The sequence below is a fragment of the Pseudomonas sp. NY8896 genome (assembly GCF_039634505.1).
The window spans coordinates 6583532-6608805 of sequence record NZ_CP132350.1; the positions used below are offsets into that span (position 1 = coordinate 6583532).

27 protein-coding genes are annotated in these 25274 nt (G+C 63.1%); 14 read left to right on the top strand and 13 right to left on the bottom strand.

The window, feature by feature from the left end; all coding sequences use genetic code 11:
* Positions 1 to 7: 7 nt before the first annotated feature.
* On the top strand, positions 8 to 334 hold the full coding sequence (locus Q9451_RS29765) for a DUF3392 domain-containing protein (protein WP_003249095.1): 327 nt from the start codon (positions 8 to 10) through the stop codon (positions 332 to 334).
* 39 nt (positions 335 to 373) lie between these two features.
* Here Q9451_RS29765 and Q9451_RS29770 read toward each other — a convergent pair whose 3' ends face one another.
* The 5 genes from Q9451_RS29770 to Q9451_RS29790 all read right to left on the bottom strand — a co-directional run bounded on the left by Q9451_RS29770 (position 374) and on the right by Q9451_RS29790 (position 3259).
* Positions 374 to 526, bottom strand: a complete 153-nt coding sequence (locus Q9451_RS29770; protein ID WP_171577240.1) for a hypothetical protein — start codon at positions 524 to 526, stop codon at positions 374 to 376.
* Positions 527 to 985: 459 nt separating this feature from the next.
* Positions 986 to 1708 (bottom strand): tRNA (guanosine(46)-N7)-methyltransferase TrmB, encoded by a 723-nt coding sequence (gene trmB, locus Q9451_RS29775; protein ID WP_004575478.1) that lies wholly within the window; start codon positions 1706 to 1708, stop codon positions 986 to 988.
* Positions 1709 to 1717: 9 nt separating this feature from the next.
* On the bottom strand, positions 1718 to 2530 hold the full coding sequence (locus Q9451_RS29780) for a thiazole synthase (RefSeq protein ID WP_003249091.1): 813 nt from the start codon (positions 2528 to 2530) through the stop codon (positions 1718 to 1720).
* A 54-nt stretch (positions 2531 to 2584) separates the two neighbouring features.
* Positions 2585 to 2785, bottom strand: coding sequence for a sulfur carrier protein ThiS (gene thiS, locus Q9451_RS29785; protein ID WP_012274654.1), 201 nt, complete (start codon positions 2783 to 2785; stop codon positions 2585 to 2587).
* Positions 2786 to 2887: 102 nt separating this feature from the next.
* Positions 2888 to 3259 carry a DUF423 domain-containing protein gene (locus Q9451_RS29790; RefSeq protein WP_012274655.1) on the bottom strand — a complete coding sequence of 124 codons (372 nt, stop codon included), beginning with the start codon at positions 3257 to 3259 and terminating at the stop codon, positions 2888 to 2890.
* 64 nt (positions 3260 to 3323) lie between these two features.
* Here Q9451_RS29790 and mtgA point away from each other — a divergent pair, with 64 nt between their 5' ends.
* Complete coding sequence (gene mtgA, locus Q9451_RS29795; RefSeq protein WP_012274656.1) at positions 3324 to 4034, top strand: monofunctional biosynthetic peptidoglycan transglycosylase; 711 nt, start codon at positions 3324 to 3326, stop codon at positions 4032 to 4034.
* A gap of 179 nt (positions 4035 to 4213) precedes the next feature.
* On the opposite strand, the gene rpoH is transcribed toward mtgA, so the two are convergent.
* The 4 genes from rpoH to ftsY all read right to left on the bottom strand — a co-directional run bounded on the left by rpoH (position 4214) and on the right by ftsY (position 8408).
* Positions 4214 to 5068, bottom strand: coding sequence for an RNA polymerase sigma factor RpoH (gene rpoH, locus Q9451_RS29800; RefSeq protein WP_012274657.1), 855 nt, complete (start codon positions 5066 to 5068; stop codon positions 4214 to 4216).
* Between the two features lie 111 nt (positions 5069 to 5179).
* A complete protein-coding gene (gene ftsX, locus Q9451_RS29805) occupies positions 5180 to 6205 on the bottom strand; it encodes a permease-like cell division protein FtsX (protein WP_012274658.1) in 1026 nt (341 codons plus the stop codon).
* Entirely contained in the window at positions 6202 to 6873 is a 672-nt protein-coding gene (gene ftsE / locus Q9451_RS29810; protein ID WP_012274659.1) for a cell division ATP-binding protein FtsE, read from the bottom strand. Before ftsE ends, ftsX begins: the two co-directional genes overlap by 4 nt.
* Positions 6874 to 6875: 2 nt before the next feature.
* Positions 6876 to 8408, bottom strand: coding sequence for a signal recognition particle-docking protein FtsY (gene ftsY / locus Q9451_RS29815; protein ID WP_012274660.1), 1533 nt, complete (start codon positions 8406 to 8408; stop codon positions 6876 to 6878).
* A 231-nt stretch (positions 8409 to 8639) separates the two neighbouring features.
* On the opposite strand from ftsY, the gene Q9451_RS29820 reads away from it, so the two are divergent.
* From Q9451_RS29820 to Q9451_RS29845, 6 genes are all read left to right on the top strand, one after another.
* Positions 8640 to 9995 carry a pitrilysin family protein gene (locus Q9451_RS29820; protein WP_012274661.1) on the top strand — a complete coding sequence of 452 codons (1356 nt, stop codon included), beginning with the start codon at positions 8640 to 8642 and terminating at the stop codon, positions 9993 to 9995.
* Entirely contained in the window at positions 9988 to 11478 is a 1491-nt protein-coding gene (locus tag Q9451_RS29825) for a pitrilysin family protein (RefSeq protein WP_012274662.1), read from the top strand. The genes Q9451_RS29820 and Q9451_RS29825 overlap by 8 nt, the downstream gene beginning before the upstream one ends.
* Complete coding sequence (gene rsmD / locus Q9451_RS29830; protein WP_012274663.1) at positions 11478 to 12080, top strand: 16S rRNA (guanine(966)-N(2))-methyltransferase RsmD; 603 nt, start codon at positions 11478 to 11480, stop codon at positions 12078 to 12080. Before Q9451_RS29825 ends, rsmD begins: the two co-directional genes overlap by 1 nt.
* Before the next feature lie 92 nt (positions 12081 to 12172).
* A complete protein-coding gene (locus tag Q9451_RS29835) occupies positions 12173 to 13474 on the top strand; it encodes a pitrilysin family protein (protein ID WP_012274664.1) in 1302 nt (433 codons plus the stop codon).
* Entirely contained in the window at positions 13467 to 14840 is a 1374-nt protein-coding gene (locus Q9451_RS29840; protein WP_012274665.1) for a pitrilysin family protein, read from the top strand. The genes Q9451_RS29835 and Q9451_RS29840 overlap by 8 nt, the downstream gene beginning before the upstream one ends.
* Before the next feature lie 60 nt (positions 14841 to 14900).
* A complete protein-coding gene (locus Q9451_RS29845) occupies positions 14901 to 15893 on the top strand; it encodes a hydrolase (protein WP_012274666.1) in 993 nt (330 codons plus the stop codon).
* Between the two features lie 12 nt (positions 15894 to 15905).
* Here the strand turns inward: Q9451_RS29845 and Q9451_RS29850 are convergent, their stop codons facing one another.
* Entirely contained in the window at positions 15906 to 16760 is an 855-nt protein-coding gene (locus Q9451_RS29850; protein ID WP_012274667.1) for a sulfurtransferase, read from the bottom strand.
* A 35-nt stretch (positions 16761 to 16795) separates the two neighbouring features.
* A complete protein-coding gene (locus tag Q9451_RS29855; RefSeq protein ID WP_012274668.1) occupies positions 16796 to 17461 on the bottom strand; it encodes a TetR/AcrR family transcriptional regulator in 666 nt (221 codons plus the stop codon).
* A gap of 151 nt (positions 17462 to 17612) precedes the next feature.
* Here Q9451_RS29855 and Q9451_RS29860 point away from each other — a divergent pair, with 151 nt between their 5' ends.
* The 5 genes from Q9451_RS29860 to Q9451_RS29880 all read left to right on the top strand — a co-directional run bounded on the left by Q9451_RS29860 (position 17613) and on the right by Q9451_RS29880 (position 22109).
* A complete protein-coding gene (locus tag Q9451_RS29860) occupies positions 17613 to 19043 on the top strand; it encodes a coniferyl aldehyde dehydrogenase (protein WP_012274669.1) in 1431 nt (476 codons plus the stop codon).
* A gap of 10 nt (positions 19044 to 19053) precedes the next feature.
* Positions 19054 to 19539 (top strand): hypothetical protein, encoded by a 486-nt coding sequence (locus tag Q9451_RS29865; protein WP_012274670.1) that lies wholly within the window; start codon positions 19054 to 19056, stop codon positions 19537 to 19539.
* 20 nt (positions 19540 to 19559) lie between these two features.
* Positions 19560 to 21158, top strand: coding sequence for a GMC family oxidoreductase (locus Q9451_RS29870; protein WP_012274671.1), 1599 nt, complete (start codon positions 19560 to 19562; stop codon positions 21156 to 21158).
* Between the two features lie 112 nt (positions 21159 to 21270).
* Positions 21271 to 21750: a pantetheine-phosphate adenylyltransferase gene (gene coaD / locus Q9451_RS29875; protein ID WP_012274672.1), complete on the top strand. Its 480-nt coding sequence runs from the start codon at positions 21271 to 21273 to the stop codon at positions 21748 to 21750.
* A gap of 107 nt (positions 21751 to 21857) precedes the next feature.
* Positions 21858 to 22109 carry a YfhL family 4Fe-4S dicluster ferredoxin gene (locus Q9451_RS29880; RefSeq protein ID WP_009683359.1) on the top strand — a complete coding sequence of 84 codons (252 nt, stop codon included), beginning with the start codon at positions 21858 to 21860 and terminating at the stop codon, positions 22107 to 22109.
* 148 nt (positions 22110 to 22257) lie between these two features.
* On the opposite strand, the gene mutM is transcribed toward Q9451_RS29880, so the two are convergent.
* Both mutM and Q9451_RS29890 read right to left on the bottom strand, forming a co-directional pair.
* Positions 22258 to 23070, bottom strand: coding sequence for a bifunctional DNA-formamidopyrimidine glycosylase/DNA-(apurinic or apyrimidinic site) lyase (gene mutM, locus Q9451_RS29885; RefSeq protein ID WP_012274673.1), 813 nt, complete (start codon positions 23068 to 23070; stop codon positions 22258 to 22260).
* Between the two features lie 3 nt (positions 23071 to 23073).
* Entirely contained in the window at positions 23074 to 23892 is an 819-nt protein-coding gene (locus Q9451_RS29890) for an HDOD domain-containing protein (RefSeq protein ID WP_171577246.1), read from the bottom strand.
* A 182-nt stretch (positions 23893 to 24074) separates the two neighbouring features.
* Between Q9451_RS29890 and Q9451_RS29895 the strand changes: the two genes are divergently transcribed.
* Positions 24075 to 25271, top strand: a complete 1197-nt coding sequence (locus Q9451_RS29895) for a class I SAM-dependent rRNA methyltransferase (protein WP_012274675.1) — start codon at positions 24075 to 24077, stop codon at positions 25269 to 25271.
* Positions 25272 to 25274 lie beyond the last annotated feature (3 nt).

The window sequence follows — 25274 nt, forward strand, 5'->3', positions numbered from 1 at the left end:
ATGACCCATGGATCTGGTACTTGATCTGCTCGCGACGGTTTCCCGCTGGAGCCGCAGCAACCTGTCGGAGATTTCACTGGCCTTGGTAGGCTGCCTGCTGGTGCTGTTCGGCACCGATGTCAAAGCCTGGGCCGAGCAACGCCTGGGTGGCCTGGCGGGTGCCCTGCGCGTGCCGTTCATGGCATTGATGGTGATGATCGGCAGCGGTGCGGCGCTGATCTATGCCACACCGTGGGTGGTGAAGGGGCTGAGCCAGTTCAACAACTACGCGCTGGCACCGGTGTTGCTGGTGGTGCTGGTGTTGATTGGCGTGGTGGCTGATCGCAGGGGTTGAACCGCCGTCGGACTAACGCCTTACGCTGTAGGAGCGGGTTTACCCGCGAACACGGGCAAAGCCCGTGCCAGGCACCGCGTCGCCTTCTTCGCGGGTAAACCCGCTCCCACAGAAATCCCGAACGGTCTTGAGCACTATCAAGATCCGGACAAGCTTCCAGGCGCGGCTCAGCGCATCAAGCAAACGCTTCATATGCCTTGGCCTCCGTGTTGGCGGGCCAGTCTTCCAGCATCTAACTGGCGCTTCGATGCCTTCGAAAACTGTGTGAAGTCTTCAGTGAAGTGGCCAGGTTGATGGCCCTTCGAAGAGTGTCACCGGCATGGTTCTCAAGCCATGTCGAAGGGGCCGGAAAGCAGAATTCTTCTCCTACCCGGCCCATCACTGAATCAACGCACAGGAGCGACGCGATAATACCCGCATCATCCAATCAAGGCTGTTAACCGCGCCGACACACGTGATGCCGGATATTTCCGCACATTGACCCAGTTTTCGAAGGTACCTATGATCAGCTGACTGTGTGAAGTTTTCAGTGAAACCCCAGAGCGCAGGATACTCAGTCCTGCTGCTCACAAAAAAACCGCCTTTCTCAAGGCGGTTTTTTTCGCCTGCATTTCTGCAAGCACTAGCACATCAATAGGCTGACTCAGCCGTTCAATCCACCTTCTCGAACTTCAAGTCCCACACCCCATGCCCCAGCCGCTCGCCGCGGCGTTCGAACTTGGTGATCGGGCGCTCTTCCGGGCGTGGCACGTAAGTGCCGTCGGCCGCACGGTTGCGGTAGCCGGGGGCGGCGCTCATCACTTCCAGCATGTATTCAGCATACGGTTCCCAGTCCGTGGCCATGTGGAACACGCCACCGGGCTTGAGCTTGCGACGTACCAGCTCGGCAAACTCCAGCTGCACGATACGACGCTTGTGGTGACGCGCCTTGTGCCAAGGATCGGGGAAGAACAGCATAAGGCGATCGAGGCTGTTGTCCGCCACGCAGCGGTTCAGCACTTCGATGGCATCGCAGTCATACACCCGCAGGTTCTTCAGCCCCTGGGTCAGCACGCCGTTGAGCAGCGCGCCCACACCCGGGCGGTGCACTTCCACACCGATGAAGTCCTGTTCAGGCGCGGCAGCGGCCATTTCCAACAGGGAATGGCCCATGCCGAAGCCAATCTCCAGGGTGCGCGGCGCCGAACGGCCGAACACCTGGTCATAGTCCACCGGGCTGTCGGCCAGCGGCAGGATGTACAGCGGGCCGCCCTGGTCCAGGCCGCGCTGCTGGCCTTCGGTCATGCGCCCGGCGCGCATCACGAAGCTCTTGATGCGGCGGTGCGGGCGAGCTTCGCCGTCGGGGGTGATCGGCGTATCGTGCGATTCAGTCATCAGTTGCTCTTACTTGATCAGACCATCCAGCGGCGAAGAGGCGCTGGCATAGAGTTTCTTCGGCATACGGCCGGCCAGGTAGGCCATGCGACCGGCGACGATGGCGTGCTTCATGGCTTCGGCCATCAGCACCGGTTGCTGGGCGTGGGCAATGGCCGAATTCATCAGCACCGCCTCGCAGCCCATTTCCATGGCGATGGTAGCGTCGGAAGCTGTACCCACACCGGCGTCGACCAGCACCGGCACCTTGGACTCTTCCAGGATGATCTGCAGGTTGTAGGGGTTGCAGATGCCCAGGCCGGTACCAATCAGGCCAGCCAACGGCATGACCGCGATGCAGCCCACCTCGGCCAATTGACGGGCGATGATCGGGTCGTCGCTGGTGTACACCATCACGTCGAAACCTTCCTTGACCAACACTTCGGCGGCCTTGAGGGTTTCGATCACGTTGGGGAACAGGGTTTTCTGGTCGGCCAGCACTTCCAGCTTTACCAGCGTCCGGGATTCATGCGATTTGCGCCCATCCAGCAGTTCGCGGGCCAGGCGACAAGTACGCACCGCTTCCACCGCGTCAAAGCAGCCTGCAGTATTCGGCAGGATGGTGTACTTGTCAGGCGACAGTACATCGAGCAGGTTCGGCTCGCCCGCATTCTGGCCCAAGTTGGTACGGCGCACGGCGACGGTGACGATTTCGGCACCCGAGGCCTCGGTGGCCAGGCGGGTTTCTTCCATGTCACGGTACTTGCCGGTACCGACCAGCAGGCGCGACTGGAAAGTACGCCCAGCCAGGGTGAAGGGCTTGTCGCTACGAACGTTGCTCATCGTTGTTCCTCGGGAAAAGGTTGCTGGGCTTGCTTGTGAACCGCCGGGCTGCTGTCAGCCGCCACCGATGGCGTGGACCACTTCGACCTGGTCGCCGTCGTTCAGCAGCGTGCTGTCGTGCTGGCTACGCGGCACGATATCCAGGTTCAGTTCCACTGCGACACGGCGCCCGGCCAGCTCAAGGCGGGTCAGCAGGGCTGCAACGCTTTCGCCAGCAGGCAGTTCGTAAGGCTCACCGTTCAATTGAATGCGCATGCGCACGGCCACCATTGTTCTTTGGGGCCCGCATTCTAGCGCCGAACCGTCCTGCAACCCAAGGGCGGTGCGCGCCATTAGTCGCGATTGTGGACCACTCGGTCAGCCCAGCCGCCAGGCCGCCAGGCCCAGGCACAGCCAGCCGGCCAAGAAGCACAGGCCGCCAATCGGGGTGATGATGCCCAGCTTGCCCAGACCGCTGAGGGTCAGCAGGTACAGGCTGCCGGAGAACAGCACGATCCCCAGCGCAAACAGGCCTCCAGCCCAGCCCACCAGGCGCCCGGGCAGGTGCACCGAGAGCACGGCAACGCCGAAGATCGCCAAGGCATGCACCAGCTGGTAGGTCACACCGGTATGAAAAATGGCCAGGTAGTCCGCCGTCAGGCGGTTTTTCAGGCCGTGGGCGGCGAAGGCACCCAGGGCGACCCCGGTAAAGCCAAAAAAGGCGGCAAGCATCAGGAAGCTGCGAAGCATGGGACGACTCCTTGTATCGGGTCTGTATAATGGCCCCTTCCACCCGTACGGCCAAGCCATCGCCATGCTGCCAACCCTTATCCGTCGCCTCTCCCGCGCCCTGCTCTGGTTCGCTGCCAGCAGCATCGTGCTGGTGCTGGTGTTCCGCTGGGTGCCACCGCCCGGCACGGCGCTGATGGTCGAGCGCAAAGTACAGTCATGGGTGAATGGTGAGCCGATCGACCTGCAGCGCGATTGGGAGCCGTGGGAGAATATCTCCGATGAACTGAAGGTTGCCGTCATCGCGGGCGAGGACCAGAAGTTCGCCAGCCACTGGGGCTTCGACATCCCAGCCATTCAGGCAGCGCTGGCCTACAACGAGCGCGGCGGTAATGTCCGCGGTGCAAGCACCCTGACCCAGCAAGTAGCCAAGAACCTGTTCCTGTGGTCCGGGCGCAGCTGGTTCCGCAAAGGGCTGGAAGCCTGGTTCACGGCGCTGATCGAGTTGTTCTGGTCGAAAGAGCGAATTCTCGAGGTTTACCTGAACAGCGCCGAGTGGGGCAAAGGCGTGTTTGGTGCCCAGGCGGCAGCGCGTTATCACTTTGGCGTTGATGCCAGCCGGCTCAGCCGCCAGCAGGCGGCGCAGTTGGCCGCAGTGCTGCCTAGCCCAATCAAGTGGAGTGCCAGCCGGCCGAGTGCCTATGTGGCGAGCCGGGCCGGTTGGATTCGCCGGCAGATGAGCCAGTTGGGCGGGCCCAGCTACCTGATGCAGCTCGATACTTCGCGCAAACTTTGAGCTTTTGGGGGCTGCTGCGCAGCCCATCGCGACACAAGGCCGCTCCTACAGGCGACCGCGATCCCTTGTAGGAGCGGCCTTGCGTCGCGATGGGCCGCAAGGCGGCCCCAAAATCTCACAGGCAAAAAAAAGCCGCTCACCCTATCCAGGCAAGCGGCTCTGTTTACGGCCAGGCTCGATCAGACCGCGATCAGTGCCTTGACCTTGTTCATCGCATTCTTCTCCAGCTGGCGAATCCGCTCAGCCGAAACGCTGTACTTGTCAGCCAGCTCATGCAACGTGGCTTTCTCTTCCGCCAACCAGCGCTGGTAGAGAATATCGCGGCTACGTTCATCCAAACCTTGCAGCGCTTCGTGCAGGTTGCTGGCGGAGTTATCACTCCAATCGGCATCCTCCAACTGCACCGCAGGATCGTAACGATGGTCTTCCAGGTAATGCGCTGGCGACTGGAAGGCGCTGTCGTCGTCAGCTTCCGCTGCTGGGTCGAAGGCCATGTCCTGGCCGCTGAGGCGGCTTTCCATCTCACGCACTTCGCGCGGCTCGACACCAAGGCTTTCCGCCACGCGATGCACTTCGTCGTTGTTCAGCCAAGCCAGGCGCTTCTTCTGGCTGCGCAGGTTGAAGAACAACTTGCGTTGGGCCTTGGTGGTCGCCACCTTGACGATGCGCCAGTTGCGCAGGATGAACTCGTGAATCTCTGCCTTGATCCAGTGTACGGCGAACGACACCAGGCGCACGCCCATTTCCGGGTTGAAGCGCTTGACGGCTTTCATCAGGCCGACGTTGCCTTCCTGGATCAGGTCGGCCTGGGCCAACCCGTAGCCGGCATAGCTACGGGCGATATGTACGACGAAACGCAGGTGGGCCATCACCATTTGACGAGCGGCCTCGACATCCTGCTCATAATAGAGACGCTCGCCCAGATCACGCTCCTGCTCGACCGTCAGCAGCGGGATGCTGTTGACCGTGTGCACATAGGCTTCCAGGTTTGCACCGGGCACCAGGGCATAGGCAGGTTGCAACGATGTGGTCATTCAAGAACCTCCGACTTACTAAACTCGCGCCTTGTGGGCGCTGCCAACATTGACCTGGAACGACGGTACAAGTTCCGTAGTGAAGAAAATGTCAATGCTGGCACGTAAAAACTATCGCGGCGCCAGCTCGTTCAGGTGACGAGCGACGGCAATCCATGCACCGATATACCCCAACAGCACCGCTCCGATCAAGAGCGACAGACCATCGGACGCTGGCACCCCGCCAAGGGCGAAGTCACTGCCGTACAGCCCGGAAAGCCCCACAACCGCGTCATTCAGCCAGTTCAGGCCGAACGCCAGGATACCCCATGCCAGCACCCCCGCACCCAGGCCATACAAGGCGCCCATGTACAGGAAAGGCCGGCGCACGTAGGCGTCAGTGCCGCCTACCAGCTTGATCACTTCGATCTCGACACGGCGGTTTTCAATATGTAGACGAATTGTGTTACCGATTACTAAAAGCAGGGCAGAAATCAGCATCACGGCCAGGCCGAAGACAAAGCGGTCACCCAATTTGAGGATGGCTGCCAGGCGCTCGACCCACACCAGGTCCAGTTGTGCCACTTCCACCCGCGGCAGTTCCGACAAACGCTGACGCAAGGCATCCAGGGCCGGCTTGTCGACCTCGGTCGGGGTCACCACCACCACGCCAGGCAGTGGGTTGTCGGGCAGCTCGCGCAAGGCTTCACCCAAGCCAGACTGCTGCTGGAACTCCTCCAGCGCCTGCTCGCGGCTGACAAACTGCGCGTCCGCGACCCCGGGCATGCCCTTGATTTCGTCGCGCAGGGCCTCGCCATCGCGGCTACCGGCATCAAGCTTGAGGTACAGCGAAATCTGCGCAGCGCGTTGCCACGAGCCGCCAAGCTGCTCGACGTTCTTCAGCAGCAACGACAGGCCCATGGGCATGCTCAGCGCCACAGCCATCACCAGGCAGGTGAAAAAGCTACCGATCGGCTGCTTGCCCAGGCGACGCAGGCTGTCCGCCATGCTGGCGCGGTGGCTTTCCAGCCAGGCATGCAGCAGCGTGCGGAAATCCGGTCCGTCATCGTCTTCGCCGCGCTTTTTCTTCGCCGGTTGCGGGTCGGCCGGCTTTGGCGCAACCCGCTCGGAAACTTTCGGCGTTCGTGTAGTGCTCATTGCCCGGCCTCCCCATCGCCGATCAAGCGGCCGCGCTGCAAGGTGAGCATGCGGTGGCGCATGCGCGCAATCAGTGCCAGGTCGTGGCTGGCGATCAATACCGTGGTGCCCAGGCGGTTGATGTCCTCGAATACACCCATGATCTCTGCAGCCAGGCGCGGGTCGAGGTTACCGGTGGGTTCGTCGGCCAGCAGCAGCGCGGGCTGGTGGACAATGGCACGGGCGATGCCCACCCGCTGCTGCTGCCCGGTGGACAGGTCGGCCGGGAACAGCTCGCCCTTGTCGGACAGCGACACACGCTCCAGCGCCGAGTCCACACGCTTGGCGATCTCGGCCTTGGACAGGCCAAGAATCTGCAGCGGCAGGGCAATGTTGTTGAACACCGTGCGGTCGAACAACAACTGGTGGTTCTGGAACACCACGCCGATCTGCCGGCGCAGGAACGGGATTTGCGCGTTGCTGATCTGGCCCAGGTCCTGGCCGGCCAGCATCAGCTTGCCGCTGGTCGGGCGCTCCATGGCCAGCAACAGGCGCAGCAAGGTGCTCTTGCCAGCACCCGAGTGCCCGGTCACGAACAGGAACTCGCCCCGACGCGCCCGGAAGCTCAGCTCATGCAAACCCACATGACCGTTGGGATAGCGCTTGGCAACCTGTTCGAATCGGATCATGGTCAGTCTCGCTCGGCGAACAGAGCCTTGACGAACGGCTCGGCTTCAAAGGTGCGCAGGTCGTCGATACCTTCACCGACACCGATGAAGCGGATTGGGATATTGAACTGCTTGGCCAGGGCGAAGATCACCCCGCCTTTGGCAGTGCCGTCCAGCTTGGTCAGGGCCAGGCCGGTCAGCTCGACGCTCTGATTGAAGTACTTGGCTTGGCTGATGGCGTTCTGGCCGGTGCCGGCATCGAGCACCAGCAACACCTCGTGCGGCGCCTCGGCATCAAGCTTGCCGATGACCCGGCGGACCTTCTTCAGCTCTTCCATCAGGTTGTCTTTGGTGTGCAGGCGCCCGGCGGTATCAGCGATCAGCACGTCGACGCCACGGGCCTTGGCAGCCTGCACGGCGTCGAAGATCACCGAAGCGGAGTCGGCACCGGTATGCTGAGCGATCACCGGAATCTGGTTACGCTCGCCCCATACCTGCAACTGCTCGACCGCCGCCGCACGGAAGGTATCACCGGCAGCCAGCATCACCTTCTTGCCGTCCAGCTGCAGCTTCTTCGCCAGTTTGCCGATGGTGGTGGTCTTGCCGGCGCCGTTCACGCCAACCACGAGGATCACATAGGGTTTGTTCTGTGCCTGCACTTTCAGCGGCTGTTCGACTGGGCGCAGCAGCGCGGCCAGTTCTTCCTGCAACGATTTGTACAGGGCATCGGCGTCGGCCAGCTGCTTGCGCGCGACCTTCTGGGTCAGGTTCTGGACGATGGCCGAGGTGGCTTCCACGCCGACGTCGGCGGTCAGCAGGCGCGTTTCGATTTCGTCGAGCAGGTCGTCGTCGATGACCTTCTTGCCAAGAAACAGGCTGGCCATGCCCTCGCCGATACTGGCGCTGGTCTTGGACAGTCCCTGTTTGAGCCGGGCGAAGAAGCCGGGCTTGGCTTGCTCGGTAACGGTTGCGGCGGCGACAGGGGCTGGCTCGGGCTCAGGCTGCACGGGCTCTGCCACCGGGCGCTCGGGGATCGCAGGCGGGGCCTTTGGCTCCAGGTCAGGGACGAGCGCGACGGGCTCTTCGGCAACGGGCAGGACCAGGTTGCTGACAGGGGGTTCGATGATTTGAGTGGCAGGAACAGCTACGGGCGCAGGGGTTTCGACCTGCGGGGCGGCAGACTGCGCACTCGCAGGCAACCCCGCGTCCACAGGGGACAGGGCAGGCTCAGGGGCCGAGGCAACCACCGGGGCGGGTGCAGACTCAAGGACCGGGGCTACCACTGGGGCATTTGCAGGCTCAGGGGCCAATGCTGGCTCGGCAGCTCGAGGGGCTTCAGTTGCAGGCGCTGGGGCCTGTGCAGCCACCGGCTCCATTGGAGCAGCTTCAGGGCGCTCGACGGCGGGCTGCGGCGCTACCGGCTCTGCAGCCTGCGGCTCGGGGGCTTGTGGCTGTTCGGCGACAGGTTGCTGCGGCTTCTTGCGAAACCAGCTGAACAGGCCTTTCTTTTCGCCAGCTTCGGCCGGCGCTTTTTTGTCGTCGTTGGAACCAAACATGGAGGACGGCTATCTCAGGGTAGCGATGGGCCAGCTACGGCGCATCGGGAATTCTCTCTACGCAGAACAGACTATCTTGAAGCCGGCTGGTTCATGCGCAACGTTTTGTCTTAGTGTCCTGTGGGCCAGAACGGCGACAGGCATGGTCGCCAGGCAACCGGATCAGTATCCTAGCACCTCCTGGCCCGTCGACGCTAAACCCTGCGGGCCGCCGAACAGGTTGAACACCTTATGAATGCTCTAGCCCGCCGCGCCGCTGGCCTGTTGCTCGGCACGCTCTGCCTGCCGCTCGCGGCCTTCGCCGCCGATGTGCAACCCACCCACGAATTCATCCTCGACAATGGCCTGAAGGTCGTGGTGCGTGAAGACCATCGCGCCCCGGTGGTGGTCTCGCAGATCTGGTACAAGGTCGGCTCCAGCTACGAAACCCCGGGCCAGACCGGCTTGTCCCACGCGCTTGAACACATGATGTTCAAGGGCAGCGCCAAGGTCGGCCCCGGCGAAGCTTCGCGCATTCTGCGTGACCTCGGCGCCGATGAAAACGCCTTCACCAGCGACGACTACACCGCCTATTACCAGGTACTGGCCCGCGACCGCCTGCCCGTAGCCCTGGAGCTGGAGGCCGATCGCCTGGCCAGCCTGCGCCTGCCAGCCGACGAGTTCAGCCGCGAAATCGAAGTCATCAAGGAAGAACGCCGCCTGCGCACCGACGACCAGCCCAATTCCAAGGCGTTCGAACTGTTCCGCGCCATGGCCTTCCCGGCCAGCGGCTACCACACCCCGACCATCGGCTGGATGGCCGACCTGGAGCGCATGAAGGTCGAGGAACTGCGCCACTGGTACGAATCCTGGTATGCGCCCAACAACGCCACCCTGGTGGTGGTCGGCGATGTCACCGCCGACGAGGTCAAGGGCCTGGCGCAGAAGTACTTCGGCAGCATTCCCAAGCGCGCCGTGCCGCCCGCCAAGCTGCCCCTGGAACTTGCCGAGCCTGGCCAGCGTCAGCTCACCCTGCACGTACGTACCCAGTTGCCGAGCCTGATCTACGGCTTCAACGTGCCTGGTTTGCCCACCGCCAAGGACCCACGCACCGTACATGCCCTGCGCCTGATCTCGGCACTGCTCGACGGCGGCTACAGCGCCCGCCTGCCGGCCCGCCTGGAGCGTGGCCAGGAGCTGGTGGCCGGTGCGTCGTCCAGCTACAACGCCTTCACGCGCGGCGACAGCCTGTTCCTGATCTCGGCCACGCCGAACGTGCAGAAGCAGAAAACCCTCGCAGACGTGGAAAAGGGCGTCTGGCAGTTGCTTGATGAACTCAAGACCACACCACCCAGCGCCGAAGAACTGGAGCGCGTACGCGCCCAGGTCATCGCCGGCCTGGTCTACGACCGCGACTCCATCAGCAGCCAGGCCACCACCATTGGCCAGCTGGAAACCGTCGGTTTGTCCTGGAAACTGATCGACAGCGAGCTTGACGAGCTCAAGCGCGTCACCCCGCAGGACATCCAGAACGCCGCGCGCACCTACTTCACCCGCGAACGCCTGAGCGTTGCCCATGTACTGCCTGAGGAGTCCGCTCATGAGTAATCGCCGCGCACCACGCCCAACCCTGTTGGCCACGGGCATTCGCGCCCTGGCGCTGGCGGCAGTGCTGGTCGCCCCGGCAATGGCCGATAACGTGGCCAAGGCCGACAACAGTGCAGCCCGCCCGGCCAATACCTTGCAATCGCTGGCCGAACTGGATGGCAAGGCGCCCAGCCGACGCCAACTGAACATCCAGCACTGGAACACCGCCGAAGGTGCCCGGGTGCTGTTCGTCGAAGCACGCGAACTGCCCATGTTCGACTTGCGCGTCACCTTCGCTGCCGGTAGTAGCCAGGACGGCGGTACACCAGGCGTGGCCGCGCTGACCAACGCCATGCTCAACGAGGGCGTGGCCGGCAAGGACGTGACTGCCATCGCCGAAGGCTTCGAAGGCCTGGGTGCGGACTTTGGCAACGGCTCTTACCGGGACATGGCCGTGGCCTCGTTGCGCAGCCTCAGCACCAAGGACAAGCGCGAGCCGGCCCTCAAGCTGTTTACCGAAGTGGCGGGCAAGCCAACGTTCCCCGAAGACGCGCTCAAACGCATCAAGAACCAGATGCTGGCCGGTTTTGAATACGAGAAGCAAAACCCCGGCAAGATCGCCGGCAAGGCCCTGTTCGGCAATCTTTATGGCGACCACCCCTACGCTCACCCAAGCGACGGCACCGCCGAAAGCATCACGGCCATCAGCCTGGCACAGCTGCGTGCCTTCCACGCCAAGGCCTACACCGGCGGCAACGCGGTGATCGCACTGGTTGGCGACCTCAGCCGTGCCGAAGCCGAAGCCATCGCTGCCCAGGTATCCGCCGGCCTGCCCAAAGGCCCGGCGCTGCCCGCACCGGCCCAGCCCGCTGATGCCAAAGCCGGCCTGACCCACATCGACTTCCCGTCCAAGCAGACTCACCTGATGCTGGCCGAGCTGGGTATCGACCGCCAGGACCCGGACTGGCCAGCCCTGTCGCTGGGCAACCAGATACTCGGCGGTGGCGCCTTCGGAACCCGCCTGATGAGCGAGGTGCGTGAAAAACGTGGCCTGACCTACGGCGTCTACTCGGTGTTCAGCCCGATGCAGGTACGCGGCCCGTTCATGATCAACCTGCAAACCCGCGCCGAACTCAGCGAGGGCACGCTCAAGCTGGTGCAGGACATTCTTGCCGACTACCTCAAGAATGGCCCTACCCAGCAGGAGCTGGACGATGCCAAGCGCGAGCTGGCCGGCAGTTTCCCACTGTCCAATGCCAGCAACGCCAGCATCGTCGGCCAACTGGGCGCAATCGGCTTTTACAACTTGCCGCTGACCTGGCTGGAGGACTTCATGCAGCAGTCCCAGGCCCTCACCGTCGAACAGGTCAAGGCGGCCATGAACAAACACCTGTCAGCCGATAAACTGGTGATCGTCACCGTTGGCCCGAAAGTGCCACAAAAACCGCTGCCAGCACCCACTGAAAAGCCCTCCGAGCAACCGCTCGGGGTACCGGAGCACTAATGCCAAGATCCACCCCTCCCGCCCGCCCGCAAGCGGGCCAAAGCAAGGGCCAGGGCCACCTGCGCATCATCGCCGGCGAGTGGCGCAGCCGCCGCCTGGCGGTGCCGGAAGGGGAAGGCCTGCGGCCAACGCCTGACCGCGTGCGGGAAACCGTATTCAACTGGCTGGCACCCTACATCGAAGGTGCCCACGTGCTGGACGCCTTCACCGGCAGTGGCGCCCTGGTGCTCGAAGCCCTGTCACGCGGGGCCGAGGACGCTGTGGCTCTGGACAGCAACCCGGCGGCCATCGCCAACCTGAAGAACAACCTTGAGATCCTGCGCTGCCCGCGCGGGCAAATTCTGCAAACCGACGCCCTGCGCTACCTGCAAGGCCAGGCCAAGCAGCAATTCGATGTGGTGTTCCTCGACCCGCCGTTCCATCAGGACCTGCTGGCCAATACCTGTGACCTGCTGGAACAGAACCAGTGGCTGAACGAGCAGGCATGGGTGTACACCGAGAGCGAAGCCGCACCATCGACCTTGCAACTGCCCGGCAACTGGCGCCTGCACCGCGAGAAGAAGACCGGCCAGGTGCACTACGCACTCTGGCAGCGGGGCTGACCCCCTGACGGGTTGGGTGTATTTAGTTACCGCAACCCCGTCCAGGCTCTGGTTGAAGCTGCGCCTTCGTTTCCCGAAGGAGCACTTCAACCATGACCGAACGCCCCTCCCCACCCTTGCCGGCAAGCTCGGTAAGTGCGTTCACCCTTGCCAATGGCCTGCGCGTCTATCTACGCGAAGACCACCGCGCGCCGCTGGTCAGCGCGCAGTTGTGGTATCACGTCGGCTCCAGCTACGAGCCAGAAGGCCACACTGGCCTTTCCCATGCCCTGGAGCACTTGCTGTTCGAGGGCAGCAGCAAACTGGCTGCTGGCCAGTATTCAGCCCTGATGACCCTTTTGGGAGGAGAGCCGAATGCGTTCACCGGCGCCGAGGCTACCGTCTTTCCACTGACACTGCCTGCCAGTCGCCTGGAAATCGCCCTGGAGGCAATGGCCGACATCATGGCCAGCGCCACGCTCAGCGCTTCTCCTTTCGCTCGAGAGCTGGCAGTGGTCATGGCAGAACGACGAGAGGATGTCGACAACAACCCTTTGGCACTGGCAATGGAACATCACCTGTTGCTGGCCTATGGCAACAACGGTTATGGCACCCCGGTGATCGGCCACGCTACCGATCTCGGCCATATGACCCTGGCTGCCGCACGCACCTGGTACCAAACCTGGTACCACCCCAACAATGCTACGCTCGCGGTGGCCGGCAACGTTACCCTGCCACAGCTGCAAACGCTGGTGGCGCGGCACTTTGCAGCGATCCCCGCTCATCGCCTGCCTGTACAGCAAGTACCTACTACGCCCTCTGGGCAGGTCCGGCGCTGCCAGACCCTGCATTTGCAAGGTCTGAACACAGCCGTGATCATCAGTTTCAACCTCCCCAGCCAATGCACCGCCAGCTCTAGCAGCCAAGCCTATGCACTGCGTTTGCTTCCCGAAATGCTTGCCCAAGGCTATGCCAGCATCCTGCAGCGCAACCTGGTGCTGAATGAACCGCTTCTGCAAAGTTTGACGTCGAGATATGAACCCTGGCGGCGCGGTGACAGCCTGTTGACCCTTTACGCGTTCTGCAGCCCGCAGGTAACGCCGGAGGCCGCCGCCGAAAGGCTTACGCTCGAAATCGAAACGTTCCGCCAGTCGATACCGGCCACCGCAGACCTCAAGCGCGCCAAAGCGCGCTTGATAGCCCGGCAGGTGTTCGAACGCGATGACATCGCAAAACAGGCACATTTCATTGGCATGCAGGCCACCTGCGGCCTGGACCCGGTTGCGCTGGAGGATGAGCGTCAAGCCATCGAAGCCGTGACAGCCGAGCAGGTCGCAGAGACCGCGCATGCATTCCTCACCGAGGCGCGCACAGCAATCACCTTCATGCATCACAAGGAAAGTGCCGATGAATAATCCAGACGCAGGGGCGCAGCAGCTCGCTGCAGCCAACAGCATTCCTGGCAACCTGGTCTCAGCCCAAGAGCTTGACCTGGAACAGTTCGAATCCCTTCAAACGCCTGTGCATGCCTGGACCACCGAAGGCGGTGCAGGGGTGAAATTCGTCGAGGCCCGCGGGCTGCCGATCGTGGACATCATTTTGCGGTTCAAGGCCGGCACGGCCCAGGACACCGTGCAACCCGGCTTGGCGGCCCTGACGTTGTACATGCTCGATGAGGGTAGCCAGCATTTCACCGCCACCGAGCAGGCCGATCAGCTAGAGCGCCTGGGCGCGATCGTGGACAAGCAGGTACGCCTGGAGCACGCGACCCTGAGCCTGCGTAGCCTCAGCGCGAGCGCGCTGCTTGAGCCGGCGTTGGAGCTGCTCATTGACCTTGTCGCATGCCCCACGTTCCCGCCTTCGGCCCTGGAGAACATGAAGCAGCAACTGATCCTGAACAACGCAACTCGCGAGCGACAGCCCTCTTTCAGAATGATAAGCGAGGCCTACCGGCATTTGTTCCACAGCCACCCCTATGGCAACCCACTCGGGAGCACCCGCGAAGGTATCGAAGGCATCGCCCCTGCCGACTTGAAGCGTTTTCATCAGCGTGGTTATTGCGCCAGCAACCTGGAGATGGTGGTGGTTGGGGACCTTTCCCTGGCGCACGCCCAAGCAATTTCACAACGCATCAGCCAGGCATTGCCCCAAGGCTGGAGCGCCACTGAACTCCCCATCGTTCCACCAGCGACCCGTGCAACGATCAACGTCGAGCAGTCCGGTACCAGCAGTGCCGTCCTGCTTGCGCTACCCATGAATGTGCCAGCCAATGATCCGGAGTACCCGGCCTTGGTGTTGGCCAGCGAAGTGCTGGGAGCCGGTATCGAATCTCGCTTGATGAGGGAACTGCGCCAACGTCGCGGCTTGACCTACGGCATCGCTACCGATGTGAAACCCATGAGTGCTGGCGGCCTGTTCACCATCACCTGGGAAATTGCTCCGATGTATGTGGAAAGTTCTGCTCGTCTGGTTGAAGCCGTGCTAAGCGACTTCATCGAGCAAGGGCCAACCCAGGCCGAGCTGCAACTGGCACGGATAAAGTTGGCAGGGCAGTTATTGCGCGCTGTAGCGCAGAACGAGAGCATGGCAGCCTTGCTGACCGTCATAACCGATCAGCGCCAGCCCGCCGATCATCTCGACACCTACGTCGAACGTCTCCGCGCGCTGACACCGGCCGATGTCTGCGCCGTCATGCGGCGCAGGCTGCACCTGGCCGAAAAGGTACTGGTCAGCGTCGGCCCATCGGCCGACCAGCAGCCTCTGCCAGATCTCGACCAATAGCGCAGGTACTGTGGCGCTGTTTCATGGCACTCTAGGCAGGCACATCACGAGTCGCCCAGCATGCCCAGCCTCAGCGCCACCTTCCGTCCGGCCATCGGCCTGTCCAATCCCCATCTGCAAACGCTGTGGGGGCCACTGTGGCGCAAGCTGCCTGAACTACAGCGCAACCGCGAGCGGCTGTGGCTGGCCGACGGCGACTTCATCGACCTGGACTGGCACGGCCCGCACCAGCCCCATGCGCCACTGGTGCTCGTGCTGCATGGGTTGACCGGCTCGTCTCACTCGCCTTACGTGAAAGGCTTGCAGCAAGCGTTGCAAGGTCGCGGCTGGGCCAGCGTGGCGGTGAACTGGCGTGGTTGCTCAGGCGAGCCCAACCTGTTGCCGCGCAGCTACCATTCCGGCGCCAGCGAAGACCTGGCGGAAATCATCAGCCACCTGCGCGCCCAACGCCCGTTGGCACCGCTGTATGCGGTGGGTTACTCGCTGGGTGGCAACGTGCTGTTGAAATACCTGGGCGAGAGCGGCGTTGCCAGCCAACTGGAAGCCGCGGTTGCAGTGTCGGTGCCATTTCGCCTGGACCACTGCGCCGACCGTATCGGCCAGGGGTTCTCCAAGGTGTATCAGGCGCATTTCATGCGCGAGATGCGGGCCTATGTTCAGCTCAAGCAGCGGCACTTCCACGACCAGGGCCAGCATGAGCGACTGGCGGCACTGGAACGCCTGGGCCAACTGACCCACTTGCGCACATTCTGGGACTTCGACGGCAAAGTCACGGCACCGCTCAACGGCTTTCGCGACGCGCATGACTACTATCGCCGCTCATCGAGTCATTATTTCCTTGGCCAGAACCGCACGCCTACGCTGATCATCCATTCAAGCGACGACCCATTCGTGTCCGGCCATAGCCTGCCAACCGCCCGTGAACTGGCACCACAGAGCCGCTTCGAACTGCACAGCCGCGGTGGCCATGTGGGCTTTGTCGATGGCAGCCTGCGAAATCCGGGGTACTACCTGGAGCGGCGGATTCCGCAATGGCTGGTGGACGGCCAATGAAGCGTTGAGCGCTTACTCGCCGGTGGCTACACCATGCTTAGGATCATTGATCCACTCGCTCCACGACCCGGCGTACAGCTTGCCCAGCGGGTACCCCGCCAATGCCATCGCAAACAGGTTATGGCAAGCCGTTACCCCAGACCCGCAGTAAGACACCAACTGCTCCGGTGCCCGCCCAGCGAGCTTTTCGGCAAAGCGCTGCTTGAGCTGGTCCGCCGGCAAAAAGCGCCCATCAGCCCCCAGGTTGTCGGTAAACGCTGCGCACAGGGCCCCGGGAATATGCCCTGCCACCGGGTCGATCGGTTCCACCTCGCCGCGAAAACGCGGTAACGCACGCGCATCGATCAAGGTCAGGTCGGTACTGCCCAGGCGCTTGCCCAGGTGCTCGGCATCGATCAACAGTTTCGCGTCAGGTTCACCACTGAAGGTGCCTTCACGCTTGGGCGCAGGGTCCAGGCTCAGCGGCAGGTGCGCCGCATGCCAGGCCTTCAAGCCACCGTCGAGGATCGCCACACCACTGCGCTTGCCCAGCCAGGCCAGCAGCCACCACGCACGGGCAGCAAAAGCGCCAGGGCCGTCGTCGTACAGCACCACCTCGCTGTCATTGTCCAGCCCCCACTCACGCAGGCGCGCGACCAGCCGCTGCGCATCGGGCAAGGGGTGGCGCCCGGTACGCCCTTTGCTCACCGGCCCGCTGAGGTCGCGGTCCAGGTCGGCAAAATGCGCCCCGGCAATATGCCCCTGGGCATAGCTGCGTTGGCCATAGTCCACATCTTCGAGGGCAAAGCGGCAGTCGAGGATCACCAACTTGGGCGAGTCCAGACGCTCGGCCAACTGCTGCGGGGTGATCAATTGCGCAAGGGGCATGACAATCTCCTGATCGATGGCACTCGTGCCCTGGGCTAATGCTCCAGGGCCTGGTTGAACGGTACATGGAATTCCTGGCACAGCGCGTCCACGGCAGTGCGGGCGCTGTCAGTGACAAAGCCGAGTTCCAGCACCAGCACCTGATAAACGCCGCGCCTGAAGGCTTCTTCACCCAGGTGCGCGGAATGTTCACGCGTGGTGCTGAGAAAACGGACCCACGATGTCAGCACGATCCAGGCGTTGATGGTCAGCGATTCGATCTGCGCCGGCGCCATGGCCAGGATGCCCGCCTCGACGAAACCGCGGTAGATCGCCTGGCCCTGGCGCAGGCAACGCTCGGAAAAACGCCGATAACGGGCGGCCAGTTCGGCATCGCTGTCCAGCAGGTGCTCAAGGTCTCGGTGCAGGAAGCGGTAGTTCCACATCGCCGCCAGCAAGGCCTTGAGGTAGAAGCGCTTGTCCTCCACGGTGGCCGCGCGCCCTTGCGGCGGGCGCAGGAAGCTGTCCACCAGCGCTTCGTACTGGCTGAACAACAGGGCAATGATCGCCTGCTTGTTGGGGAAGTGGTAATACAGGTTGCCGGGCGAGATTTCCATGTGCGCGGCGATGTGGTTGGTACTGACGCTGCGTTCGCCCTGCAGGTTGAACAGCTCCAGGCTGTTCTGCACGATGCGCTCTCGGGTCTTCATGCGCGGGGCCATGCTCAGCTTCCAGTTCGCGGGCTTTCGATAAAGGGCCATCTTACGGCGATTCACCTCACGGGTGCACCGTTCTGTGCTGTGAAAATAGTCGCACCATGGTACAAATTAGAGTATAGGCTCTAGAGATTTCAAGCTCAGCCGGGAGACCGCCTTGACCTCGCCCATTGCCTTGCCTGCTGTGTATTCCGACACCAACCTCGACGCCACGTTCGCCGCTCAGCGCAAGGCCTTTGCCGGCAACCCCATGCCCCCTGCGGCGCAGCGGCGGCAGTGGCTGAAAAGCCTTTGCGAAGCGCTGCTTGCAGACCAACAGCAGTTGATCAAGGCGATCGATGCCGACTTCGGCGGGCGCAGTGCCGATGAGACCTTGCTGGCCGAGTTACTACCGTCGGTGCAAGGCATCCGTCACGCCGAACGCCACCTGCGGCGCTGGATGCGCCCGGCCAAGCGGGCTGTGGGCCTGGCGTTCCAACCGGCCAGCGCGCGGGTGCTGTACCAGCCCTTGGGCGTGGTTGGCATCATCGTGCCGTGGAACTACCCGTTGTTCCTCGCCATCGGCCCACTGACCTGCGCCCTTGCCGCCGGCAACCGGGTCATGCTCAAGCTTAGCGAAGCGACCCCGGCCACTGGCCTGGCCCTTAAAGCACTGCTGCAACGGGTATTCCCCGAGGACCTGGTCAGCGTGGTCCTTGGCGAAGTCGAAGTGGGCCAGGCGTTCGCTCGCCTGCCCTTCGATCACCTGCTGTTCACCGGCGCCACCAGCATCGGCCGCCAGGTCATGCTGGCTGCCGCACAAAACTTGACGCCGGTGACCCTGGAACTGGGCGGCAAGTCTCCCGCCATCGTTTCGGCCAATGTACCGCTGGAGGTTGCCGCCGAGCGCATTGCCTTCGGCAAGACGCTCAACGCCGGCCAGACCTGCGTCGCCCCCGACTACGTGCTGGTGCCACGCGAGCGTCTGAACGATTTCGTCGATGCCTACCGCAACGTCGTAAGGCGCATGTACCCACGCATCGCCGACAACCCAGACTACAGCGCCATCATCAACCCACGGCAGCTCCAGCGCCTGGAGCATCTGCTGGATGATGCTCGCAGCAAGGGGGCGCAGGTGGTGGACCTGTACCCCGACGAACCGCGCCAAGGCCGACGCCTGCCGCCACACCTGCTGACCAAGGTGAACGACAGCATGCAGGTGATGCAGGATGAAATCTTCGGCCCGCTGCTGCCGCTGGTGCCTTATTCCACCCTCGATGACGCGCTCGCCTACATCAACCAGCGCCCGCGACCACTGGCGCTGTACTACTTCGGCTACGATCGCAGCGAACAGCAGCATGTCCTGCAGTACAGCCATTCCGGTGGTGTATGCCTGAACGACACCTTGTTGCACGTGGCTCAGGACGACCTGCCATTCGGCGGCATCGGCCCTTCAGGCATGGGCCATTACCACGGCCATGAAGGCTTCCTGACCTTCAGCAAAGCCAAGGCGGTACTGGCCAAACAACGCATCAACGCCGCCCGGCTGATCTACCCGCCTTATGGCAAAGCCTTGCAGCGCCTGGTCTACAAGCTTTTCATCCGCTGAGGGCCAGCCTATGCAACGCCGCGACCTGCTGCGCTTGAGCCTTGGCGCCAGCGCCTTTCTGGCAAGCGCCAGCCTGATTGGCTGTAGCGCGCAAACAGCCGCGACCGGCTATCAAGCCCTGCGCGACGATGACCTGCCACTGCTGCGTGCGCTGATCCCTGTGGTACTGGCCGGTGCACAAGCCACCGAGACGCTGGTGTTGCGTAGCCTCGACCACAAGCTGGCGGCGCTGTCGCCGGAAATGCTCAAGCTGACCCGGCAATTGTTCGACGTACTCAGCCTGCCGCTGACTCGCGGCCCGCTGACCGGTATCTGGGGCAGTTGGGGGCAAGCTGACCCCCGGCAGGTCACAGCCTTCCTGCAGCGCTGGCAGGACAGCTCGCTGAACCTGCTGCGCATGGGGCACGCCTCGTTGCTGCAACTGCTGCAGATGGCCTGGTACGAACGCCCCGAATCCTGGGCCGCCTGCGGTTACCCAGGGCCACCGAAAATCTGAAAACAACAAGAGCATCGCCAATGCCTGTACCCGACCCGTTTCGCCAAGGCCTCGAACGCGGCTGGATCACCCACGACGCCTCACGCCTGGAGCACGATCTGAGCCTGGAGGCCGACATTGCCGTGATCGGCAGTGGCGCCGGTGGTGCCACCAGCGCGCAGATGCTCAGTGCTGCCGGTTTCAAGGTACTGCTGATCGAAGAAGGCCCGCTGAAGACCAGCAGCGATTTCCACCTGCTGGAGAGCGAAGCCTACGCCAGCCTGTACCAGGAAGGCCTGGGGCGCATGAGCAAGGATGGCGCCATTACCATCCTGCAGGGCCGCGCCGTGGGCGGTACCACACTGGTGAACTGGACCTCGAGCTTTCGTACCCCGCCGCAAACCCTGACGCATTGGGCTTCGGCCCACGGCGTGAGCGGCTTGGGCGAGGAGGAGCTGCGCCCCTGGTTCGAGCGCATGGAGCAGGAGCTGGGCATAACGCCCTGGGCTTTGCCGCCAAATGCCAATAATGACGTACTGCGCCGTGGCTGCGAACAGCTCGGCTACCGCTGGGCGGTGATCCCGCGCAATGTGCGCGGTTGCTGGAACCTGGGCTACTGCGGCATGGGCTGCCCGGTAAACGCCAAGCAATCGATGCTGGTAACCCGTATTCCTGCCACCCTCGAGCAAGGCGGTGAGCTGCTGTACCTGGCCCGGGCCGAGCGTTTCACGCACAACGGAGCGCGCGTCCAGAGCCTGACCTGCCAGGCCCTGGACGCCCAAGGCATACAGCCCACCGGCAAGCAGGTCAGCGTGCGGGCACGCCATTACCTGCTCGCCGGGGGTGGCATCAACAGCCCGGCCCTGCTGCTGCGCTCTGCCGCGCCCGACCCGCATGGCCGCCTGGGCAAGCGCACCTTCCTGCACCTGGTCAACTTCAGCGCGGCACGCTTCAGCGAGCGTATCGACCCCTACTATGGCGCCCCGCAGTCGATCTACAGCGACCACTTCCAGTGGCAAGGCGGTGCGGACGGCCCGGTTGGCTACAAGCTGGAAGTACCGCCGCTGCACCCGGCCCTGGCCAGCACCCTGCTGGGCGGGTACGGCCACGAGAATGCCCAGCGCATGGCCGAGCTGCCGCATACCCATGTGATGCTGGCGCTGCTGCGCGACGGCTTTCACCCCGAAAGCCAAGGTGGGGCGGTGGAACTGCGCGGGGATGGCTCGCCCGTGCTCGATTACCCGGTCACCGACTACCTGCGTGACGGCTTGCGCCGGGCCTACCGCAGCATGGCGCAAGTCCAGTTCGCCGCTGGCGCCATTCAGGTAACCCCCGTGCACAGCGACGCCAGCGCCGCATCCAACCTGGAGCAGGCCCTGGCCATGATCGATACGCTGCGCCTGGAGCCCTTCCGCACGCGCCTGGGCAGCGCCCATGTGATGGGAGGCTGTGCCCTCGGCGAAGACCCGCGCCAGGCGGTGTGCGACAGCCTGGGCCGTCATCACCAGCTGGAAAACCTGTCGATTCACGACGGCTCGCTGTTCCCCACCAGCATCGGTGCCAACCCACAGCTGTCGGTGTATGCCATCAGCGCCAAGCTCAGCGAAGCGCTGGTCGCCCGCCTGGCACACAGCGCATGACAACGAATACGCCCGCTGTCTATAGTGCCATCAGCCGGCCGCATGACTTGGCCGAGGCGCCGTCGCTGCGCTACCATCCGACTCCCCAACGCACTCCAGCCAGGATGACGCGATGAACCGAGTGTTGTACCCGGGTACTTTCGACCCCATTACCAAAGGCCATGGCGACCTGGTCGAGCGCGCCTCGCGCTTGTTCGACCACGTCATCATCGCGGTGGCGGCCAGCCCCAAGAAAAACCCGCTGTTCCCGCTGGAACAACGGGTGGCGCTCGCCCGTGAGGTCACCAAGCACCTGCCCAATGTCGAAGTCATCGGCTTTTCTTCCCTGTTGGCGCATTTCGCCAAGGAACAGGGCGCCAACGTCTTCCTGCGTGGCCTGCGTGCGGTGTCCGACTTCGAGTACGAGTTCCAGTTGGCGAACATGAACCGGCAACTGGCCCCCGATGTGGAGAGCCTGTTCCTGACGCCATCGGAACGTTATTCGTTCATCTCCTCGACCCTGGTCCGGGAAATTGCGGCGCTGGGCGGTGATATCACCAAGTTCGTCCACCCGGTGGTGGCCGACGCGCTGACTGAACGCTTCAAGAAGTAAGCCTGACGCCTGATTGTCGCGCCCGCGTGCACTGCGGGCGCGAATGCGGCACAATTGTGCCCATTGCGTTGAACATGCCCGGGCGAAGCGCCCCGGCCGGAGTCCCCATGTCCCTGATCATCACCGACGATTGCATCAACTGCGACGTCTGCGAACCCGAGTGCCCGAACGAGGCTATCTCCCAAGGCGAAGAGATCTACGTGATCGACCCTAACCTGTGCACCCAGTGCGTGGGCCACTACGACGAGCCGCAGTGCCAGCAGGTGTGCCCGGTCGACTGCATCCCACTGGATGAAGCGCACCCGGAAACCGAAGAACAGCTGATGGCCAAGTATCGCCGCATTACCGGCAAAGCCTGAGCCCCCTCAAGCCTGCTGGGTCCCTGTAGGAGCGGCCTTGTGTCGCGATGGGCCGCGCAGCGGCCCCGGCAATTTCTGCAGCAGAGCTGAAATTTTTGGGGGCGCTTCGCACCCCATCGCGACACAAGGCCGCTCCTACATGTAAGGCTTAGCGCTGGCAGCGCGGGCAGTACACGCTCGCCCGTTGCCCCAGCTTCACCTCGCGCAGCGCCGTGCCGCACACCTTGCACGGCTGCCCGCCCCGCCCGTAGACGAACAATTCCTGCTGGAAGTACCCCGGCTGCCCATCGCCACCGATAAAGTCGCGCAGGGTAGTACCGCCCTGCTCGATTGCCGCCGCCAGCACCCGCTTGATCTCGATCGCCAGCTTCAAATAGCGCGCGCGGGAAATCCCGCCCGCCTCCCGACGTGGGTCGATACCCGCAGCGAACAGTGCCTCGGTGGCGTAGATGTTGCCCACCCCCACCACCACCGCGTTGTCCATGATGAACGGTTTGACCGCCATCGATCGCCCGCGGGACAGCTGGAACAGGCGCTCACCGTCGAACAGGTCGGTCAGCGGCTCCGGCCCCAGGCGCAGCAGCAGTTCGTGGTTGAGCGGGTCCAGGCTCCACAACATGGCACCAAAGCGGCGCGGGTCGGTGTAGCGCAGCATCAGCCCCGACTCCAGCTCGATGTCGACGTGCTCATGCTTGGCCGCCGGCAAGCCCAACTCGACCAGACGCAGGTTGCCCGACATGCCCAGGTGGCTGATCAGCGTACCGACCTCGGCATTGATCAACAGGTACTTGGCGCGTCGTTCGACGCTGACGATACGCTGCCCTGACAGGCGCACATCGAGGTCTTCCGGAATCGGCCAGCGCAGGCGCCGGTCACGCACCACCACACGGCTGACGCGTTGGCCTTCCAGGTGCGGTGCGATACCGCGCCGGGTGGTTTCTACTTCTGGCAATTCCGGCATGTGTCAGTGCCCGCCCAGCTCGCGAATGTTCTGCTTGAGGTTTTCGAAATCGTATTCCGACAAGCCAATGTAATCGAGCACCAGTGGGCCGACTACATTCCATTCGTGGTCCACCGCCTGGTTGCCCAGTACCCGGTAGGACGCGCAAATGTGCTCGGCCATCTTCAGTACCGCCAGCAGGTTCTTCAGCTGGCTCTGGGTATTGCGCGAGGTGTCGTCGCGGAACACAGCCAGGGCGTTGTGGTGGTTGGCGATGGCCCCGCTGAGGTGCTCGGGCAAACGCCAGGACTTGGCGGTGAAATAGCCAACCACCGAATGGTTGGTGTTGAACGTGCGGTTTTCGGTGTCGACCACGCGCGTTGCTTCGTCGGCCTTGGCGTATGCCTCTTCCAGCACATCCATGTAATTGGGAAAGCGCTTGAGCATCAGCGGCACGCCACAATCATGGAACAAACCAAGGGTGTAGGCCTCGTCCGCTGCCTGGATACCGGTTCGCTTGGCCAGCGTCAGGCAGGTCATCGCCACATCCTGGGCGGTGTCCCAGAAGCGGTTGAGGGTAACGATGGTTTCGTCGCACATCTCGCCCTTGATCGACTGGGCGTTGATCAGGTTGATGATCGAACGGCTACCCAGCAGGTTCACCGCGCGCTGGATCGAGCCGATCTTGTTGGACAGGCCGAAATGCGGGGAATTGACCAGTTTGAGCAAGGCGCCAGAGAGGCCCGGGTCCTGGGAAATCAGCTTGGCGATGGTTTCCAGGTCCGGGTCAGGCATGTACTGCTCGAACTGCAGGTCGACCATGATCTGCGGTTGCGGCGGGATGGTGATGCCTTGCAAGGCTTGCTGGATCTGTTCGGCGCTGAGTTCTTGGGACATACGTGCACACTCGTTTAGGACGGGGGATTCTAACCCGGCAGGCGCAGCCTTGCCGCCCTTTGTCGAGGCCTGCACCGATCGAAAGGCCAACAGGTTATACTCCCGCTCTTTTTTCCCGGAGCGACGTCATGTCCCTGCCCAGCCTTCGCCTCAAAGCCAATGCCGACCGCCGCCTGCGCGCCGGCCACCTGTGGGTCTACAGCAACGAAGTCGATGTCAGCGCGACCCCACTGCAAGGCTTTCAGGCCGGTCAGCAGGCCATTCTCGAGGCCGCCAACGGCAAGCCGCTGGGCATCGTCGCGCTGAGCCCGAACAACCTGATCTGCGCCCGCCTGCTGTCGCGCGACATCAAGCTGCCGCTGGACAAGTCGCTGCTGGTCCACCGCCTGAACGTTGCCCTGTCGCTGCGCGAGCGCCTGTTCGACCAGCCCTGCTACCGCCTGGTCTATGGCGACTCCGACCTGCTGCCGGGCCTGGTGGTCGACCGCTTCTTCGATATCCTGGTGGTGCAATTGGCCTCGGCTACCATGGAAGCGCACAAGGACGACGTGATCGCCGCCCTGGTGCAGGTGCTCAAGCCCAGCGGCATCCTGTTCAAGAACGACTCCGCTGCGCGTGATGCCGAAGGCCTGCAGCGCTACGTCGAGACCGTCTACGGCGAAGTACCGGACTGGGTGCCGCTGGAAGAGAACGGCGTCAAGTTCGAAGCCCCGGTGCGCGAAGGCCAGAAAACCGGCTGGTTCTACGACCACCGCATGAACCGTGCGCGCCTGGCTCCGTACGTGAAAGGCAAGCGTGTACTCGACCTGTTCAGCTACATCGGTGGCTGGGGTGTGCAGGCCGGCGCCTTCGGCGCCAGCGAAGTGTTCTGCGTCGATGCTTCGGGGTTTGCCCTGGATGGCGTGGAGCGTAACGCCGCACTCAACGGCATCAGCGAGAAGCTGACCTGCATCGAAGGCGACGTGTTCGAAGCCCTGCGCGAGCTCAAGGCTGCCGAAGAACGCTTCGACGTGATCATTGCCGACCCACCCGCCTTCATCAAGCGCAAGAAGGACCTGAAAAACGGCGAAGCGGCCTACCGTCGCCTGAATGAACAGGCCATGCGCATGCTGAACAAGGACGGCATCCTGGTCAGCGCCTCGTGCTCGATGCACTTGCCCGAGGACGATCTGAACAACATCCTGCTGACCAGCGCCCGCCACCTGGACCGCAACCTGCAACTGCTCGAACGCGGCGGCCAGGGCCCGGACCACCCGGTGCACCCGGCCATCGCCGAAACCCGCTACATCAAGAGCATCACCTGCCGGTTGCTGCCCAACAGCTGATAT